We start from the raw sequence: 19,407 nt of genomic DNA on the forward strand, positions 1-19,407 counted from the left end.
AGCGCTTTGCCTAGTTTTCTTAGTCGTCCTATTCAGCCCTTGGTCATCCCCCCGTCTCCGTACCCACGGCAACGATTAATACCCATATTCTGTATAATTCTTGCTAATCATGAAGGAGGCTTAAGCGCTAAAGGATGAAAGTAATCGTACTAGGTGGAGACGGCTTTTGTGGCTGGCCCACCGCACTGCATCTATCAAACGCAGGTCATGAGGTTGCTATTGTCGATAACCTATCCCGCCGCAATATTGACAATGAACTAGAAATTTCTTCCCTAACTCCCATTAGCCCCATGTCCACCCGGCTGTCGGCGTGGCAAGAAATCAGTGGCAAAACGGTTGAGTTCTTTAATATCGATATCGCCCAGGAATATGACAAACTCTTAAACCTGATTAGCGACTATGCCCCCGATGTGATTGTTCACTTTGCTGAACAGCGGGCGGCCCCCTACTCCATGAAGTCGTCTCGCCACAAGCGCTACACCGTCGACAACAACCTCAACGGCACCAACAATGTCCTCTGCGCCATTGTGGAATCCGAGTTAGATATCCATGTGGTTCACCTCGGCACCATGGGCGTCTATGGTTACGGCACCGCTGGGATGAAAATCCCTGAAGGGTATCTCGATATCCAGGTGGTGACCGATAGCGGCAAAGTGATCGAAAAACAGATTCTGCACCCGGCCAACCCCGGCAGTATCTACCACATGACCAAGACCCAAGACCAGCTGTTCTTTGCCTACTACAATAAGAACGACCAAGTCCGGGTCACCGACCTACACCAGGGCATCGTATGGGGTACGAACACCCGAGAAACCTCCATGGATGAGCGATTGATCAATCGCTTTGACTACGATGGCGACTACGGCACCGTGCTCAATCGCTTCCTGATGCAGGCCGCTATTGGCCACCCCCTGACGGTGCATGGCACCGGTGGCCAAACCCGTGCCTTTATCCACATTCAAGACACCGTACGTTGTGTTGAACTGGCCATCAATAATCCCCCCGCCAAGGGAGACCGGGTCAAAATTCTGAACCAGATGACTGAAACCCACCGGGTGCGAGACCTCGCTCGGATCGTGGCCGATGTGGCGAATGCTGAAATTCAGTATATGGAAAATCCCCGCAACGAAGCCGCCGAAAACGAACTGCTGGTCGATAACCAGTGCTTCCTAGACATGGGGCTGCAGCCTACTCAGCTGGACAAGGGCCTGATGTTGGAAGTTACCGAAATCGCCAAGAAGTACCTAGACCGCTGTGATCGGTCCAGGATTGTCTGCACCTCTAAGTGGAGCAAACAGATGGCTACTGTCCCCACCCCCATTCCGGCTAGCTAAGCTGTTTGAAATGGCAAAGGCAGGTTAAAGAACCGTTAAAAGGCAGGGATTTGGGCAATCAGGCCCCATTCCCTGCCTTTATCGTTGGGGCCTTGTTGACTCCCAGGACTGGCCCCAAAAACGAAGTGGAGAAAGCTTGAGCCCGGGACAATTTCGCGGTTGAATAATTACAGCCCAGTATTTTTTGATACATTCATCTTCCATTACAGCCAAACGTATGCGCATTGCTCTGTTTACCGAAACATTTCTCCCCAAGGTCGATGGTATTGTCACTCGTCTCAAGCACACGGTCGAGCAGTTGCAGGCCCTGGGAGATGAGGTATGCGTGTTTTGCCCAGAGGGTGGCCTGACGGAGTATAAGGGAGCCAAAATTGAAGGGATCTCGGGTTTTCCCATGCCCCTGTATCCCGAGCTCAAGTTAGCCCTACCTCGGCCCTCCATCGGTGAAGGGATAGAAGCTTTTAACCCCGATTTGATCCATGTGGTCAATCCTGCTGTGCTGGGGTTGGCAGGGGTGTACTACGCCAAGGCTCTAGAGATTCCCCTGGTGGCGTCCTACCACACTCACCTGCCCAAGTATCTGGAGCACTATGGTTTTGGCATGTTTGAGGGCATGTTGTGGGAGCTGCTTAAGGCGGTGCACAATAATGCGCGCATCAACCTCTGTACCTCTACGGCCATGCAGCAGGAACTCACCGAACACGGCATTGCCAATGTGAAGGTGTGGCAGCGGGGGGTGGATACGGACTTATTCCGTCCCAGTTTGGCCAGTCGGGAGATGCGGGAGCGTCTGAGTGAAGGTCATGCCGATGCGCCGTTACTGCTATATGTGGGCCGTCTATCGGCGGAAAAGGAAGTGGATCGGATCAAGCCGATTTTAGAAGCCATTCCCAATGCTCGTCTGGCGTTGGTGGGGGATGGTCCCTATCGGGAAGAACTGGAGGAGCATTTTGCTGGGACCCATACTCATTTTGTGGGCTATCTCGGGGGTGAGGAATTGGCCTCTGCCTATGCGTCTGGAGATGCGTTTATCTTCCCCTCTCGCACAGAGACCCTGGGGCTGGTGTTGCTGGAGGCCATGGCCGCAGGCTGTCCCACGGTGGCGGCCAATGCAGGGGGAATTCCAGATATTGTCACCGATGGCACCAATGGGTTCTTGTTTGACCCCCATGACGAGGCAGGGGCCATTAAGGCAACTCAGCGGTTATTAGCAGCCCGGACAGAGAATGATCTGCTGCGGCGGAATGCTCGCATGGAAGCGGAGCGCTGGGGCTGGCGCGGGGCAACTCAACAATTGCAAGCCTTCTATGCTGAGGTGTTGGCGATGGATGTGCCCATGGTGGCTTAAGACAACAAAATTGATTTAGTCATTTTTCCTGATGTGGAATAGAGGGTAAAGCTGCTGAAGTATTTGAAAGCAGTTTGTTGGATGCGATCGCAAATGATTGCGATCGCATCCAGCATCATTCTTCAGGGATACATACTGACCGTGAATTACCCAGCTCTGCTCAGTAGCGACATCAATGCCTGGAATCAGTATCGCCATCGTCACCCCAAGACGCCCTGTAGCCTGGCAGGACAAGACTTAAGCCAGGGCTATTTTTTTGAAGGTAATTTTAGAGACGTTGACCTACAAGGGGCTAACCTCAGGCGCGCCTGTCTGATTGGGGCAGATTTGCAAGGGGCCAATCTGACGGGGGCGGACCTGAGAGACGCTTACTTAGATGATGCAAATTTGCGGGGGGCCAATCTGAGTAATGCGGATCTGACCGGGGCCCACATCGCTCGGGTGGATCTGCAACAGGCCATTCTGACCGGGGCTCAACTCGCGGTTAGTCAGGTTAAGACCGAAAACAGCACCACCGAAAGCAGCACCCAGAAAAAACCTGATGGCAACCCCGAACCCCATCATCTCCTGAGGCAGCCCATCATTGAGACATTCAGCCCCCTTGTCCATCGGCTCACCCATCACCCCGCCTGGATTTCTGGCCTGACTCTGGGTGCTCTGACCCTGGGGTTAGCGTTGGTCCCAATATGGCAGAGGGACAGCACCATCATCCCCATGGGCAACTTCATCCCAGACAGCCATGCCCAACTGTTGTCGTTCGTTCCACCGGCTCCGCTGACGTTGGCCAAGTCCTTTGATAGCAACGGTCAGGTCTGGGCCATCGCCACCCATACCGACCAAAATGGTCGTTCGCTTTTAATTGGCGGTGGGGACAACGGCCAAATTGAAATTTGGGATCGGGAAACTGGAGCGACCCTGCGCACCCTCAGCGGCCATGACGATACGGTCAGAACCCTAGCCGTGTCCGCCTCTGGCCATTGGTTAATCAGTGGTGGCAGCGATGGCATTAAGGTGTGGCAACTGGGGACGGGGGAGCTGATGTACAGCCTCACCCCTGGGCCATCCCCGATCTGGTCCGTGGCCCTTAGCCCCGATGAGCGCACCCTGGTCAGCAGCGATTACGACGGCAATATTACCGCCTGGGACTTTAGCACTGGCCAGTCCCTCTACACCACCTCCATCGGCGTACCGGTATGGTCAGTTCAGATCGCCCCCGATGGCCAATCGTTGATCAGTGGCAGTAGCGATCGCATCGTCCGCCAGTGGGATTTAGCCACGGGCACCCTGCGCAAAGAGTTCATCGGCCACCAGGACGCCGTTCGCTCCGTGACCCTTAGCCCCGATGGCAAAACCCTAGCCAGTGGCAGCTGGGATGGCACCATCAAACTGTGGGACATGGCCAGTGGGAACCTCCAAACTACCCTCAGCGGCCACGAAGATCGGGTAGTCACCCTGGCCATTAGCCCCGATGGCAAAACCCTGGCCAGCGGCAGCGTCGACAACACTCTCAAACTATGGGATCTATCCAGCCAACAGCTCACCAAAACCCTCGATAGCAACGGCAACTGGGTTTTAGCCGTGGCCTTTGATTCCTTAGAACAAATCCTGATCAGCAGTGGCAAGGACCAACCGGTGAAAGTGTGGCAGTGAAAGGCTGACTTGGGTGAGAAAAAGAGGGACTACCAAAGGCATTCATTAATTTTTAACAGCTCCTTAGCCATAGAAGAGACTGTTGCCCATGGGCTGTGATCCCCTAAAATTCAGGCAACCGCCATGGTAATCATCACCCCCGATCGAGGGGACATCCGTACTTCTTGGGAGGTCCCTAAGGCATGGCTATCTCCCCAGAGCACCCGTGCATCTGCCCCGATCTCCGGCAGGGTAATCTGCCCTGCATCTGCTCCCGCATTGAGCACCACCACAATGTTCTCACTGGCATCCGTGCGGGCAAATGCATAGATCTCCCCCACCGCCGCCACGGTTTGATAGGTGCCCGTACACAACACCGGATGCTGATGCCGTAGGGCAATCAACTCCTGATGCCACCTGAGCAGCGGACCATTCCAATCCGTCTCCGTCGGAAAACTGCGGCGACAGTCCGGATCGTGAGCACCAGCCAGACCCACCTCATCTCCATAGTAAATACTCGGCGCACCGGGAAACGTCATCTGCAACAACACCGCCAGCTCAAAGCTGCGCTGATCGTGATCCATCACCGTTAGCGCCCGGGCCACATCATGACTCGACAACAGATTTAACTGGGTCAGCTGAATCTCCCAGGGATACAGCGCCAGTAACTCTTCTATTTTCTGTCCATAGCCCTGGGCATCCAAGGCCGGATAGGGGAAATAGGCCGGATTCTCCACCAACTCCATCACCACCTTATCCTTGCCCGTAAAGGCCAGCGCTGGCCCCGTAAAGAGATAGTTCATCACCCCATCAAACTGGGTGCCATCCAGCCACTGGCGGGCATCGGTCCAAATTTCACCCACAATGTAAGCCTCCGGGTTAATCGCCTTTACCCGCTGTCGAAATTCTTGCCAAAACCCTGCCGCCTTCACGTCAAATGGGACGTCCAGTCGCCAGCCATCAATGCCCTGGTGCAGCCAGTACTCAGCTATTTGCATAATGTACTCCCGGGCCTGGGGGTTATCATGGTTAAACTCCGGCAGAGCCCGGTTGTTCCACCAGCTCTCATAGTTAGCTGGCTTGGCACCATCATAGGCAGACAGGGGCCATTTTTCTACTTTAAACCAATCCAGCCAGGGGGAATGGGGACCGTTCTCAAGAATGTCATTAAAGAAGAAAAAGCCCCGACTAGCATGGTTAAAAACACCATCGAGAACAACTTTAATACTACGCTGGTGGGCAGCATCTATGAGGTCTGCAAAGGCTTGGTTCCCCCCAAGGAGTGGATCTACCTGGTAGTAGTCATGGGTGTGGTAGCGGTGGTTACTGGTGGACTGAAAGATGGGGGTAAAGTAAATAGCATTCACTCCCAGATCTTGCAGGTAATCCAGGTTTTCAGCCACTCCCCACAGGTCCCCTCCTTTATAGCCACTGAGGGTGGGTGGGGCCTGCCAATCTTCCAGGGGGACCTGCATGGCTGGGGGGAGTGGTCGTCGCTGGGTGCGGGCAAAACGGTCGGGGAAAATTTGGTAGAAGACGGCATATTTAACCCAGTCAGGAGTTTGGATTTGCATAGGAGCGATGACAGACTGCATCGCTTAGGGTAGCGAGTTGTCGGGGTAAATCGCTCGGTTATTAGGATGGTTAAAGAATAGGCGGGCAAAACCTGCACTCAAACCCATGGTGTAAACTATGGGCGCAAAGCTATATCATGGTTTCCATTGGCCTTCGCTTAAGATCGGGCGGGGTTAGTGCAAGAACGTTCGTTGTATATTTTGGGAGAGTTGGCCCACGAACGTACAGGTTAAGGAAAACCCTTATGCAAGTTTCCATTGAACAGCTCAATCCCATGGCACAGGATGACTTTATAGCATTGCTGGGCCATATTTTCGAAGGGACTCCCGGCATCGCCGAACAGGTTTGGGTCGATCGCCCCTTTGCCAATGTCCTAGATCTCCATGGGAAAATGGTAGCTATTGTTGAGCAAATGCCGTTATCCCAACAGATTGAGCTGATCAAGGCCCACCCAGAACTAGGTAGTCGGAGCCAGATGGCAGATGCGTCTGTTCAGGAGCAAGCAAGCGTGGGCTTTAATCACATCAGTCCGTCCCTGTATGAACGCCTGAAACAGTTAAATTTGACCTATCGACAGAAATTTGGGGTGCCCTTTGTCATGGCGATCAAAGGTCAAACCCGTGAAAAAGTCCTGGCGGAATTTGAACATCGTCTCCATCATTCCAAAGAGCAGGAGATTCAAACGGCCCTACGGGAGATTGCTAAAATTGCTCGATTTCGATTATCTGACTTGGTGATGGAAATGCCCTAGGGAAAAGGATTTCCCTAGGGCACTGCCAATGATTAAAGAAGTTGATTATTAAACAACTCTGGCACGAACACCACCCCTAATCCCAATGTATCTCCCGCCTTATTCGCCGGATTTGAACCCGATTGAGCATCAATGGTTTGTGCTGAACAACCGGATGCGAAAACACATTCAATCTGGCAAACCGTTTCGCCAAGTCGTTGACCAAGCCTTCATCATATGACCAAATCTATCTGCGGATTGCTACAGCATGCCGCATAATTCGTTTTTTGAAGATGTCTAATGGTCTAAAACCAAGACGAATTAAAAATCGTCGCCCAGTCTGACCGCTAAAAGCGATCGGGCTGGGCGACGGAGCCACCGGTTGAATGTAACGACTGAAGGCTTTGCTAACCCACCTAGCGGGCCCAGTAAATCACCTTTTTTTCTAGGTAGATAAAAAAGACGTAGAGCATAACACCCATAATGGCCAGTACGATGAGTGCAGCGAAGGCCAAGGGGATATTAAAGTCTGATGTAGCTTGCACAATCAGATACCCTAGCCCAGCATTGGACGCCACCGACTCCGAAATAACGGTACCAATAAAGGCAAAGGAGGCCGCAACCTTGAGGGATGCAAAAATGTAGGGTAAGGTGTGTGGCCAACCCACCTTTTGGAACGTTTCAACCTGAGAAGCTCCCAGTGATTGCAGCACATCCTTCATTTCCGGTTCAACGGTCTCTAACCCTAGGGCAACGTTAACGGCGATCGGGAAAAATGCCAATAAAAATGCCGTTAGTGTTGCCGGAATTGCATTAGCTCCGAACCAAATAGCAAAGAGCGGTACAATAGCTGCCTTAGGAATAGTGTTGAAAGCCACCAGTAGAGGATACAGCGTCAGGTAGGCAAATTTGGAGTAGCCAATGAAAAACCCTAGAATAACTCCGACGATAACAGCGAGAAAAAAGCCCAGCAAAGTGGTCCATAGAGTACGGATAGAATTGGCAAGCAGCTGAGGCGCAAATTCTATCCCAGCCTTGAGAATATTAGTGGGTGATGGCAGATTGAATTCAGGAATTTTGAAAATAATGACAGCCACTTCCCACAGCACAAAAAGCAGAATGGTGGCAATTAGGGGGAGGATGAATCCGGCAGATTTAGACTTGAGAAATCTCTCGAAATTAGAAGATGCCATTGTACAACTATGGGTAAAAGACTACTAATTGTGATGAATGTGGCGACGAATAGTGGCAAAATAGTGGTTGAACTCATCAGATAGTCTCATCTCAAGTGTTCTAGGACGCGGCAGATTAATCTGCTCCTCATGAATAATCGAACTTGGACGTGGCCCCATAACAAATATGCGATCGGACAAGAAAACAGCCTCGCGCAAGTCATGGGTAATCAAAATGCTGACGCATTTGACCCGCATCCAGAGAGCCTGCAACATGGTCCACATCTCTTCACGGGTAAAGGCATCTAGCGCCCCAAAAGGTTCATCTAGGAGCAAAATTTCCGGTTGGTGAATGAGCGAACGACACAGAGAAACCCGCTGTCTCATGCCACCGGACAACTGCCAAGGATACTGCTTTTGAAAGTCCTGAAGTCTGACCGTAGCCAGCAAATCCTGAGCCATATGAATAAACTCAGACTTTTTCTGCCGAAATTGACCCTTATAGGGCTGGACAATCTCCAAGGGCAGCATCACATTGTCTATGGTGTTCCGCCAAGGCAGCATCACCGGATTTTGAAATGCGATACCCACATTATTGAGGGGCTTAGTAATAGGCTTTCCCCGATAGCGAATCTCCCCCAAGGGGGCTGGGCTTAGGCCGGAAACCATCCTTAAAATGGAGGTCTTGCCGCATCCGCTTGGCCCCACAAAGGAGACAAACTCCCCAGGCTTAATAGCCAGACTCACTTCGTCAATGATTCGGCGCATACTCCCTTCAAAGGGATACTCTAGGCCGACCTTGTCAAATTCCAGTAGTGGTGATGTGTCTAGGGCCTGCGATGTAGAAGTAGTGGAGCCAGCTGTAGGTTGTACCATGGATTTTAAAGGTTACATTCAGACCATAATTGACAGGACTTTTTGGCTGGTTAGGTATAACCGGAGATGCCCTTGGGCTTTTCAAACAACCTCTAAGCCGTACCAGCCAAAAGCAGTGGAACGTCTTATATCAGAGGTTTACGATCGCTGGCTGTAGGTAAAGTCAATTCTTCTGTCGAGGGTAAAAACTCATCTGAATAAATATCGCCTAGGGTGGGAGTAGAGGTGAGGCCAAATCCCTGAACCGCCTGCTCAATGGTTTTTGTCATGCGCTCTTCATTGAGACCACCTAAACCGTCCTGTTCAACCTCCGGCGTGACGAAGATCTCTTTTAAGGCGATCTCTAGACGAACCTTCTCAGCCTCTCGGTCCATTAACTTACTATCGTCAGAGGCAATGACGGCATCCAGTGCAGCGGTAGGGTCTTTCAACATATCTTGAAAGCCTCGAAAATAAGCTCTCACAAAGGCTTTTACAACGTCAGGATTCTCCTCGACAAAGGCTGACTTAGCTAAAATAGCGTTGCCATAAAAATTTAAGCCATTGTCCGAATAGTAAAATACATTGATATCGTCCATGGTCTTGCCAGCCTTAAGTAAGCTAGGCAAGGCTGAAGTAGAAAAACCAGTAATCGCGTCGACTTGACCTTGTAACAGAAAGGCTTCCCGTAATTTAGGCTCCATAGTTGTCCATTCTACGGAATTGGGATCTATGCCTACTTGCTCTGCAAATAAAGGAAAAAGATTACGAGGCCCATCTCCCGTAGGGGCTCCCATTTTTTTCCCTGCGAGGTCTTCAGGCTTGCTAATACCACTTTCCTTCAGGCTGATTACAGAAAAGGGAGCTCTATTTTGAGTAATGGCAATGGCCATAATCTGATCGTTTGGATTTTTTTCGTTAAAATCCATGGTGTTGTACATGTCGCTAAACGCAAAATCAAATTTGCCTGTACCCAGCTTGCCAATTGTATCGGAGTTGCCAAATCCTCGTTCGTAGGTAATATTTAAGCCCTCTTCAGCGAAGTATCCTTTATCGATCGCAATAATTAAGGGTGCATCTAGACTTTGCTTAAGAAAAGAGAGCTGCACACGAACATCCTTCAGTTCTTGCTGATCGGCAGGAGCTGCTGTAGTAGTAGTTGTCGGTTCCGTAGAAGCATCTGGCGCAGTGGCAGTGGGAGCTGAGCCACAACTGGCTAACATCGCCATTGATGCCAAGACTAAAGCCAGTTGAGATGCCCGTTTAAACTTTAATTGTTTCATCATTATTCTCCAAATTTTTATCAAAGTCCTTGTGGTCATCGTTGTGAAGAGACGGTTGTGAAGAGACGATGCCCCCATACACAACTAGCTAGTGCTACAAAACAGGAGGAGATGGATTGATATGGAAACCTCCACAGTCAAATAACTGTATTCTGTATACAAACAAGAATTTAATGTAAATCTAGTTGTATCCCCCTGTTGTGCTTCTGAATACAAAATCAGGTATTAACGCCCGCTGCAGTGAGTACAGAGTTAAACCCACACATCACTCCACAACATCGCTGATCGCAACAGCTTAATGGCTACACTATCTAGGTATGTGTCTTAGTATTTAAGGTTATGTATCGAACAAAGTAATGTTTCACTGTATACAGTAACCCTCTATTCTTGCTGATAGCGTAAGCAGGCATAACATTCCACGGTGTGAGGATTAGCTGGATGTCCATAAGGCCCAAAGATGGGAAGGTGTTTACCTGCCCTATATTTCTCTGTAAAGTATTATTGACTGCAGGTGTTGGAGTTGTTCTAGGCGGAAGTCTTTTTGCTGGTGCCCAGGCTGAGACCGAGCTTTTAAATGTTGATAATTTAAGTGCTGATAATACTGAGGCGGTTTACGACTCTGAGGCTGAGCTGCTAGGGCTAAGTAATGCAGCAGCAGGAGCTGGGTCGCTGGAAAATGTGCCCGCGATCTCCAGTATCAGTAATCTTGACCAAGAAGAGACTAGTCCAGCCTACGTCCCATTTCTGGATGTTGAAACTGACTTACTCCACCTTCAAAGCACCACGACCCATGACAGAACAGATTTGGTAGCGCCGGTTGAACTGTCCCAGGTTACTGGTGTTAGTGAACTCGACGATGTTCTACCAACGGACTGGGCCTACACCGCATTAACTCGTCTAGTAGAAGAATATGGATGCCTCGAAGGCTATCCAGATAGCACGTTTCGTGGCAATCGAGCCATGACTCGCTATGAGTTTGCAGCAGGTTTAAATGCCTGTCTGGATGTGATTATTGCGTTGACGGGATCCCCTGAAGACTCGGATCTAGGGACCATTCAACGTTTACAAGAAGACTTTGCGGCAGAATTAGCCTCGATTCGTAGTCAGCTTGACGCGTTAGAAGCAGATGTAGCCACACTGGAAGACACTCAGTTTTCTACCACAACAAAGCTGAGTGGCCGATTATTTACCCATCTAACCGGGGTGACGGCCAGCGGTGACATCCAGGCAGAGGGCATCAGCGTCTTTGCCCCGGCCCGCGATGCCACCGGTGCTCCCGTTGTTCGCACCATTACCGATGATCCTGAAGTTACCTTTAGCTATTTGACCTGGCTCAACCTGCTGACATCCTTTACAGGAAAAGACAGACTTATCTTACAGCTGGCTGTGGGTGACGGTGTTGCACCGGCGAATACCTTTGCCTCGGCGGGTCTATTTAATACCTTTGGTACCCCGTTTACGGCCCAGCAAGGGGGCCAATTAGAAGATGATGTGATTCTGCGGGAAGCGTTTTATTCGTTTCCCCTGGGAGACAAGGTTTTGGTAACAGTAGGGCCGAAGATCAACTGGTACCGACACTTTGACGACAACAAATACACCTTTCTAGTCACTGGGGCCAACAGTTTTAACTCTAGTGGTGGTACTCAGGTGAATGCCGTAGACCGAGGGGCTGGTGTAGTTGTTGAATGGGATGTGTTTGACGCATTGGAGCTATCCGTAGGCTACCTGGCTGAAGCTACAGAGTTTATCCGAAACAGTGCATCCAGTGATGCCACCCGAGGATTGTTTAATGGGGCCAATACCCTGACCGCCCAGGCGGAAGTGTATCCCACGGATAACTTAACGCTGAGATTTTTGTATACCCTTAGTGAGTTAGAAGCTAATGCTAATGGCTTTGTCGGTGGGGCCGTTAGTGAACCCCTCTACGGCTTTGCGGATGATGGGTTTGGTGGACCGCTGGATGGTGCCACGGCTGACACGTTTATGTTCAATTTTGATTGGCAGCCGTTAAATTGGCTTGGTTTTTTTGGACGCTACAGCTATGGCAGTACGGATTTGTCTGTGATTACTCCAGGACGGCCTGATGGCGAAGTTAATGCCCAATCTCTCCAGCTAGGATTAGCATTTCATGACCTATTGAAGTCCGGATCGTTGGCAACAATTTCATATCTCAGACCCTTTGATGTGACCGATGGGCGGAATTTCTTGATCTCAGGTGGGGGTGATGGTGCTGTCCAGGAGGAGATTGAGGTTTCTTATCGCTACCCGGTCACTCCGAATTTCGCCGTTGTTCCTTCTGTTTACTGGATTGGCAATGCGAATAACTTTGGTGATAATCCAGACATCTATGTTTTCAATTTGCAAACCCAGTTTTCCTTTTAAGGGTGTTTAGTGGGTCTGCATAAAATATCATGTTGAGGGTAGGGTTGGGCTGTAGTGCAACCCTACCTTCGATCTGGGTTAGTTCCAGGGAATTTATCTGGTCATTGTGGATTTAATTGGTTTATGGAAAACCTCAAGGTCATTATTGTCGGTGCTGGGATGGGCGGTCTCACTACGGCCTTGGCCATGAGACAAGCGGGCTACGAAGTGGAGATCTATGACCGGGTGGGGACCTTGCGACCCGCGGGGGCAGGTATTTCACTTTGGTCAAATGGGGTGAAGGTGCTGAATCGGCTGGGTCTGGGGGCTGCGATCGCAACCATCGGCGGGCCCATGGAACAGATGGCCTACTACGATGGCAAAACCGGCGAGCGGCTCACTGGCTTTAGTCTGTCACCCTTGGTGAAGCAGGTGGGCCAAGCGCCCTACCCGGTGGCGCGCACCGATTTACAACGGATACTCCTGGACGCCTTGGGGATGGAGAACGTACAGTTCAGCAAGCGCTGTGTCGCCATCGAACAGACGGCTGATGGAGCAACGGCGATTTTTGAAGATGGCCATCGCGCCACCGGCGATGTGGTGATCGGGGCCGATGGCACCCACTCGATCATTCGCACCCATGTGTTGGGTCAGCCCACAGAACGGCGCTATGTGGGCTACGTTAACTGGAACGGGCTAGTCCCCGTCAGTGATGAGTTGGCACCTCCCAACAGCTGGGATATCTACGTCGCCGATGGTCAACGGGCGTCGGTGATGCCCGTGGGCGACAATCGGTTTTACTTTTTTCTGGATGTGCCCCTGCCCAAAGGTACCGAGAATAACCCCGACCACTACCGACAGGAACTCTCGGCCCATTTCAACGGGTGGGCGACTCCCGTGCAAACCTTGATCCAACAGCTGGACCCCACCCAAACAAATCGGGTCGAAATTCACGACATTGAACCGCTGAAAACCCTGGTGAAAGGACGAGTGGCTCTGATTGGCGATGCCGCCCACAGCACCGCTCCCGACCTCGGCCAGGGGGGGTGCCAAGCCATGGAGGATGCCTGGACTTTGGCCAATTGTTTATGTACCACCAATATCAGCGTGGCAGATGCCCTAGAACGCTATCAAGCAAGCCGTCTAGAGCGGGTGTCGGAGATTATTCTTAAGGCCCGCAAACGGTCCAATATGACCCATGGGAAAGTTCCGGCTAAAACCCAGCAGTGGTATGCCGACTTGGCTTCAGAGGATGGCACCAACATTATGAACGCCATCGCCGAGACGATTTTGCTCGGTCCGTTGCACTGATAGGGTTCGTTGTGTAGTTAGGGTATCCCTAGTTGCACTAAGTTTGGGGTACGGCGGAGTCAATTATCGGTGTTCTAGCTCGATTTGTGCAAAAATTTAGCCCATAAAACCCAAATCACGAAGTTGTTTCTTAATGGTTCTTTAGGTTATTTCTTGACAGTTCCTAACTATTTAATATTTCTGCCTCGCTGATGCCATGACAGCCATGACAACAACATTAAACATGGGTAAACTCACCACCCATATTTTAGATACGGCCGGGGGCTGTCCTGCGGCTGGGGTAACGGTGAAACTTTATGGCATTGATGGCGATGGTGCCAATGGCGATAGTCGCCGTTGCCTTTCTCATCAGGTGACCAATATCGATGGCCGCACAGACCAGCCCCTGTTAGCCGCCGAGGACATGGCCATTGGTACCTATGAGCTGCAATTTTGGATCGGGGATTACTTTGCCTCTAGCCCTAACCCGCTACCAAATCCAGCTTTTTTAGACCTGATTCCGATTCGGTTTGCGATCGCTGACCCAACAGCCCATTACCATGTACCGCTGCTAGTGTCCCCATGGTCCTATAGTACATATCGCGGCAGTTAATCGTGGTTACTATTTAAAGTCTCATATAGGGTCATTGAGAGTATACATAAGGACAGCATGGGCACTTTACTGGTCAAGCATATTCATACGTTAGTCACCATGGATGACCAGCGCCGGGAAATCCGGGATGGAGCATTGTGGATTCAAGACAATGTTATTCAGCAGGTGGGCACTACGGAGGCACTGCCAACAACGGCGGATGAAGTGGTGGATTTGCAAGGTCGGTATATTGTTCTGCCGGGTCTGATTAATACCCATCACCATTTTTACCAAACCCTGACCCGAGCGATTCCCGCTGCCCAAAATTGCGATCTCTTCACTTGGCTGCAAACCCTTTATCCCATCTGGGCAAACCTCACCAGTGAGGCGATCTATGCCAGTGCCCAAATGGCCGCCGCCGAGTTAATGCTCTCCGGCTGCACCACCGCCAGCGATCACCTCTACATTTTTCCCAACGATTGCACCCTGGACGATGAAATTCGAGCCATCCAAGCCATTGGCCTGCGGTTTCACGCTAGCCGAGGCAGCATGAGTGTGGGGGAAAGCCAGGGGGGACTGCCCCCCGACCGCCTAGTGGAAACGGAAGCCGAGATCCTCAAAGACTCCCAACGGCTGATTGAGGAGTACCACGACAACGACCGCCATTCCATGCTGCGGCTAGTGCTAGCCCCCTGTTCTCCCTTTTCGGTCTCACCGGATCTGATGCGGGAGTCGGCGGCCTTGGCCCGGAGCTATCCCGGTGTGCGCCTCCACACCCATCTGGCCGAAAATCAAAGCGATGTGGCCTACAGTCTCGAGAAATTTGGCCTGCAGCCAGGGGACTATGCCGAATCCCTCGGTTGGCTTGGGGCCGATGTGTGGCACGCCCACTGTGTGCAACTGAACGATGCTGCCATCGAAAAATTTGCCCATACCCACACTGGGGTGGCCCACTGTCCCTGTAGCAACATGCGGCTGGCCAGTGGCATTGCCCCCATCCGTAAATTGTTGTCAGCGGGTGTGCCCGTGGGGATTGGGGTGGATGGCGCGGCGTCTAATGATGCCTCCAATTTGTTGCAGGAAGCCCGAACCGCCTTTCTCTTAGCCCGGGTGCGCGATCAGTCGGCGGCGGCACTGACGGCTCGGGAAACCTTAGAAATGGCCACCCGGGGTGGGGCCCAGGTGCTAGGGCGGGACGACATTGGCCATCTGGCCCCCGGCATGTCAGCGGACTTTATCGCCTTTAACCTGGATACTCCCGCCTTTGTGGGTAGTCACCACGATGTAGTAGCTGCCCTGATTTTCTGTCAGCCCCCCGCCGTAGACTACAGTTTCATCAATGGCAAAAAAGTGATTGATCAGGGGCGATTAGTCACGGTGTCCATGGCACCGCTGATCGAAACCTGTAATCGCCTGGCGATGGGCTTGGTGAATTAATGGGTGAATTAAAGGAAAAACCCCATAGCTAGGCACGCTACCACCGCTGATGGCGACCCTCACCCCGGGGCCGCTCCCCGATCGGTCGCCATGTTACGTAAATCAGGTTCTACAATCTATAGATGCTGTAACCCCTTGCGATTGCTTTCATGGCTCTTTCGTCCGTTGTCCGTGCCCTCAGTAAGACCGCTCTAACTCAAGAACTGCTCACCAAGCTGGATCAGCAGCAGCGGCTGGTGCTAAGTGGGGTGCCGCGTTTACCCAAGGGCCTAGTGGCATCGGCCTTGGCCCAAGCCCAGGATCGACCCATGCTAGTGGTGACGGCAACATTGGAAGAGGCGGGGCGTTGGACGGCCCAGTTAGAAGCCATGGGTTGGCCCAGGGTGTCGCTATATCCCACTTCGGAAGCATCCCCCTATGATCCTTTTGACCAGGAGTCGGAGATGACCTGGGGCCAGCTGCAGGTGCTGGCGGATTTGCTGAAGGATGCTGATAAGCCTAGTGTAATTGTGGCGACGGAGCGGGCGTTGCAGCCCCACCTGCCGCCCGTGGGGGCGTTTAAGCCCTACTGTCTACAGCTGGAACAGGGCATGGAGCTAAACCTGAAGCAGCTGTCCCGCACCCTGGCTACGTTGGGCTATGAAAAGGTACCCACGGTGGAAACGGAGGGCCAGTGGAGCCAGCGGGGAGACATCATTGATGTGTTTCCGGTGTCGGCGGAACTGCCGGTGCGGTTGGAACTGTTTGGGGATGAGCTGGAGCGGCTGCGGGAGTTTGATCCGGCGAATCAGCGGTCGTTGGATAAGATTTCGACATTGTTGCTGACGACGACGGATTTTAGTCCCTTGATTGCGGCCACCTTGGCGGAGCAAGGGGTGCTGATGGACCTGATGCTGCCGGAGGCTCAGGAGAATTATGAAAATGGTCAGCGGGTGGAGGGGCTACGGCGGTTTTTGGGGATTGCTTTTGACCAGCCTGCGTCCCTATTGGACTATTTGTCGGAAGATGTGCTGATTGCCATTGATGAGCTGGATCAGTGCCGGGCCCATAGCAGCCGCTGGTATGACCAGGTGGAAACCTACTGGCATGAGGTGAATGAAACCCTGGGGGCCAGTGCAGAAATTCGATTGCCGGGCAACGGGGTGCCGAAGCTCCATCGCACCTTGGATCAGGCCCTGGAGGATCTATCGCTGTTTTCCCAGGTGCTGCTGTCGGAAATTGCCGTGGATGGAGAAGGGTTGAACCTATCCAGCCGTCCGGTCCCGGCGGTGCCCCATCAGTTTGGTCGGTTGGCGGAGACGGTGCGGGGGGAGTGCGATCGCAAACACAAAATCTGGCTCGTCTCCGCCCAGCCCAGCCGCTCCGTCGCCCTCCTGCAAGAACACGACTGTTCAGCCCAGTTTATCCCCAACCCCAAAGACTACCCCGCCATCGAAAAGCTCCACACCCAGTATGTGTCCGTCGGGCTCAAATATTCCGGCCTAGCCGAGCTGGAAGGATTTATCCTGCCCACCTTTCGCATTGGCATCGTCACCGACCGAGAGTTTTTTGGCCAACATACCCTGGCCACCCCCAGCTATGTGCGCAAACGCCGCCGGGCCGCATCCCAAAAAGTCGATCCCAACAAACTACAACCCAACGACTTTGTCGTCCACCGCAACCACGGCATCGGCCAGTTTCTCAAATTAGAAAGTCTCACCATTGATATGGAGACCCGAGAGTACCTGGTGATTAAATATGCCGATGGTCTCCTGCGGGTAGCGGCGGACCAAATGGCCTCCCTGTCGAGATTTCGCGCATCGGCGGAGAAAAATCCCCAGCTGAATAGAATGAGCGGAAAGGCCTGGGAAACGACGAAGGCCCGCGCCAAAAAAGCGATCCAAAAAGTTGCCGTAGATCTGCTCAGACTCTACGCCCAGCGCTCCCAGCTAGAAGGCTTTTCCTATCCTGAAGACATGCCCTGGCAACAGGAACTAGAAGACTCCTTCCCCTACCAACCCACCCCCGACCAGCTTAAGGCCACCCAAGATGTGAAACGGGATATGGAAAGCCTGCGCCCCATGGACCGTCTGGTGTGTGGCGACGTGGGCTTTGGCAAAACCGAAGTGGCCATCCGCTGCATTTTCAAAGCGGTGGTTGCCGGGAAACAGGTGGCCATGCTAGCCCCTACCACCATTCTCACCCAGCAACACTACCACACCATCAAAGAGAGATTTGCCCCCTACCCCATCCAGGTAGGATTGTTAAACCGATTCCGCACCGCCAGTGAACGCAAAGACATTCTTCAGCGGTTGGCCACCGGGGAACTGGACGTCGTGGTGGGCACCCACCAGCTGTTAGGAAAAGCGGTCAAATTCAAGGATCTGGGTCTGCTAGTGGTGGACGAAGAACAGCGGTTTGGGGTGAACCAAAAAGAGAAAATCAAAGCCATGAAAACCGAGGTGGACGTGCTCACCCTCAGCGCCACCCCCATCCCCCGCACCCTGTACATGTCCCTTTCCGGCGTCAGGGAAATGAGCCTAATTACTACCCCGCCGCCATCCCGCCGCCCGATTATGACCCACCTGGCCCCCTTTGATCCTGAAAAGGTGCGGGCCGCCATCCGTCAGGAGCTAGACCGGGGGGGACAGGTTTTCTATGTTGTCCCTCGAGTGGACGGCATAGAAGAGATCGCCGCCCGGATTCGAGAGATGATTCCGTCCATCCGCCTAGCGGTGGCCCACGGCCAGATGCAGGAAGGCGAGCTAGAGGCAACCATGCTGGCCTTTAGCAGTGGCGAGGCGGACCTGATGGTGTGTACCACCATTATCGAATCGGGGTTAGACATTCCTCGAGTCAATACCATTTTGATCGAGGACTCCCAAAAATTTGGCCTGTCCCAGCTGTATCAGCTCCGGGGTCGAGTGGGTCGGGCCGGCATTCAGGCCCATGCCTGGTTGTTTTTCCCCCGCCAGGACAAACTGTCGGACAAGGCCCGCAAGCGGCTGCGGGCGATTCAGGAATTTACCCAGCTGGGTTCCGGCTATCAGCTGGCCATGCGGGATATGGAGATTCGCGGCATTGGCAACCTGTTGGGGGTACAGCAGTCGGGCCAAATGGAGGTGATTGGCTTTGACCTGTATATGGATATGCTGCAGGAATCCATCGCAGAGATTCGGGGTCAGGAGATTCCCCAGGTGGATGAGACCCAGGTCGATCTGAAGCTGACGGCCTTCATTCCCAACAACTACATTGATGACACCGATCAGAAAATGGGCGTTTACCGTGCCCTGGTGGCCGCCGACACGAAGCGGGAACTGATGCAAATTGTGACCGATTTAAACGACCGATTTGGGCCAATTCCCCCGGCGGTGGAGCAGCTGGTGAAGATGCTGGAGCTAAAACAGATTGCCAAGCCCTTGGGCTTTGCCAAGATCAAGCCGGAGGGCCAGCAGCATGTGGTACTGGAAACACCCATGGAGGCTCCAGCTTGGAAGCTGCTGCATGAGAAGGTGCCCGGACATTTGAAGTCGCGGTTTGTGTATGCGTCGGGGAAGGTGACGGTGCGGGGCCTAGGGGTGATGAAACCAGACAAGCAGTTGGAGAATTTGATTGAGTGGTTGGGCTATATGCGCGGGGCATTAACGGAACCCGCTTTGGCGGGGGGTCGGGTCTCTTAGCCGCTTTACAAAGCTGCCGCATAGAAATGTTTAAGCTCCTGTGAGACTCCTGGATCACGACCTTTTCTTGGTCTAGCCTTAACCTAGGATGCATATGATGGTGCTGACTAACTCAGGGTGATCTCGGATGTATTCAGGGCGC

General features: G+C 52.5%; 13 protein-coding genes and 1 pseudogene. 10 read left to right on the forward strand and 4 right to left on the reverse strand.

The features are described from left to right. The first annotated feature begins 134 nt into the window (after positions 1–134). The 3 genes from VB741_RS02510 (at position 135) to VB741_RS02520 (ending at position 4,332) form a co-directional block, all read left to right on the forward strand. Entirely contained in the window at positions 135–1,334 is a 1,200-nt protein-coding gene (locus tag VB741_RS02510; protein ID WP_323363565.1) for an NAD-dependent epimerase/dehydratase family protein, read from the forward strand. Between the two features lie 217 nt (positions 1,335–1,551). Beyond that, positions 1,552–2,682 carry a glycosyltransferase family 4 protein gene (locus VB741_RS02515; protein WP_323363566.1) on the forward strand — a complete coding sequence of 377 codons (1,131 nt, stop codon included), beginning with the start codon at positions 1,552–1,554 and terminating at the stop codon, positions 2,680–2,682. Between the two features lie 63 nt (positions 2,683–2,745). Continuing rightward, complete coding sequence (locus VB741_RS02520; protein WP_323363567.1) at positions 2,746–4,332, forward strand: WD40 repeat domain-containing protein; 1,587 nt, start codon at positions 2,746–2,748, stop codon at positions 4,330–4,332. A gap of 110 nt (positions 4,333–4,442) precedes the next feature. On the opposite strand, the gene VB741_RS02525 is transcribed toward VB741_RS02520, so the two are convergent. After that, positions 4,443–5,885, reverse strand: a complete 1,443-nt coding sequence (locus tag VB741_RS02525) for a glycoside hydrolase family 13 protein (RefSeq protein WP_442786273.1) — start codon at positions 5,883–5,885, stop codon at positions 4,443–4,445. A gap of 245 nt (positions 5,886–6,130) precedes the next feature. Here VB741_RS02525 and uraD point away from each other — a divergent pair, with 245 nt between their 5' ends. Further along, entirely contained in the window at positions 6,131–6,637 is a 507-nt protein-coding gene (gene uraD, locus VB741_RS02530) for a 2-oxo-4-hydroxy-4-carboxy-5-ureidoimidazoline decarboxylase (protein ID WP_323363569.1), read from the forward strand. 88 nt (positions 6,638–6,725) lie between these two features. Beyond that, positions 6,726–6,857 (forward strand): annotated as a pseudogene (locus VB741_RS26235) (transposase); the annotation flags it as partial. A 175-nt stretch (positions 6,858–7,032) separates the two neighbouring features. On the opposite strand, the gene VB741_RS02535 reads toward VB741_RS26235, so the two are convergent. From VB741_RS02535 to VB741_RS02545, 3 genes are all read right to left on the reverse strand, one after another. Further along, positions 7,033–7,809, reverse strand: a complete 777-nt coding sequence (locus tag VB741_RS02535) for an ABC transporter permease (RefSeq protein WP_323363570.1) — start codon at positions 7,807–7,809, stop codon at positions 7,033–7,035. Between the two features lie 24 nt (positions 7,810–7,833). Then, positions 7,834–8,664 carry an ABC transporter ATP-binding protein gene (locus tag VB741_RS02540; RefSeq protein ID WP_323363571.1) on the reverse strand — a complete coding sequence of 277 codons (831 nt, stop codon included), beginning with the start codon at positions 8,662–8,664 and terminating at the stop codon, positions 7,834–7,836. Positions 8,665–8,789: 125 nt separating this feature from the next. Next, the gene (locus VB741_RS02545) at positions 8,790–9,929 is read right to left on the reverse strand and encodes an ABC transporter substrate-binding protein (protein WP_323363572.1); all 1,140 of its coding nucleotides are present in this window, start codon (positions 9,927–9,929) and stop codon (positions 8,790–8,792) included. Positions 9,930–10,427: 498 nt separating this feature from the next. Between VB741_RS02545 and VB741_RS02550 the strand changes: the two genes are divergently transcribed. From VB741_RS02550 to mfd, 5 genes are all read left to right on the forward strand, one after another. Beyond that, positions 10,428–12,308: an iron uptake porin gene (locus VB741_RS02550; protein ID WP_323363573.1), complete on the forward strand. Its 1,881-nt coding sequence runs from the start codon at positions 10,428–10,430 to the stop codon at positions 12,306–12,308. 123 nt (positions 12,309–12,431) lie between these two features. After that, complete coding sequence (gene hpxO / locus VB741_RS02555) at positions 12,432–13,598, forward strand: FAD-dependent urate hydroxylase HpxO (RefSeq protein ID WP_323363574.1); 1,167 nt, start codon at positions 12,432–12,434, stop codon at positions 13,596–13,598. A 223-nt stretch (positions 13,599–13,821) separates the two neighbouring features. Next, positions 13,822–14,190: a hydroxyisourate hydrolase gene (gene uraH, locus VB741_RS02560; protein WP_442786274.1), complete on the forward strand. Its 369-nt coding sequence runs from the start codon at positions 13,822–13,824 to the stop codon at positions 14,188–14,190. Between the two features lie 57 nt (positions 14,191–14,247). Next, positions 14,248–15,606, forward strand: a complete 1,359-nt coding sequence (locus VB741_RS02565; RefSeq protein WP_323363576.1) for an 8-oxoguanine deaminase — start codon at positions 14,248–14,250, stop codon at positions 15,604–15,606. Between the two features lie 149 nt (positions 15,607–15,755). Beyond that, positions 15,756–19,265 carry a transcription-repair coupling factor gene (mfd, locus tag VB741_RS02570; protein ID WP_323363577.1) on the forward strand — a complete coding sequence of 1,170 codons (3,510 nt, stop codon included), beginning with the start codon at positions 15,756–15,758 and terminating at the stop codon, positions 19,263–19,265. Positions 19,266–19,407 lie beyond the last annotated feature (142 nt).

Source organism: Leptothoe sp. PORK10 BA2 (assembly GCF_034932105.1).
Taxonomy (GTDB): Bacteria; Cyanobacteriota; Cyanobacteriia; order Phormidesmidales; family Phormidesmidaceae; genus Leptothoe.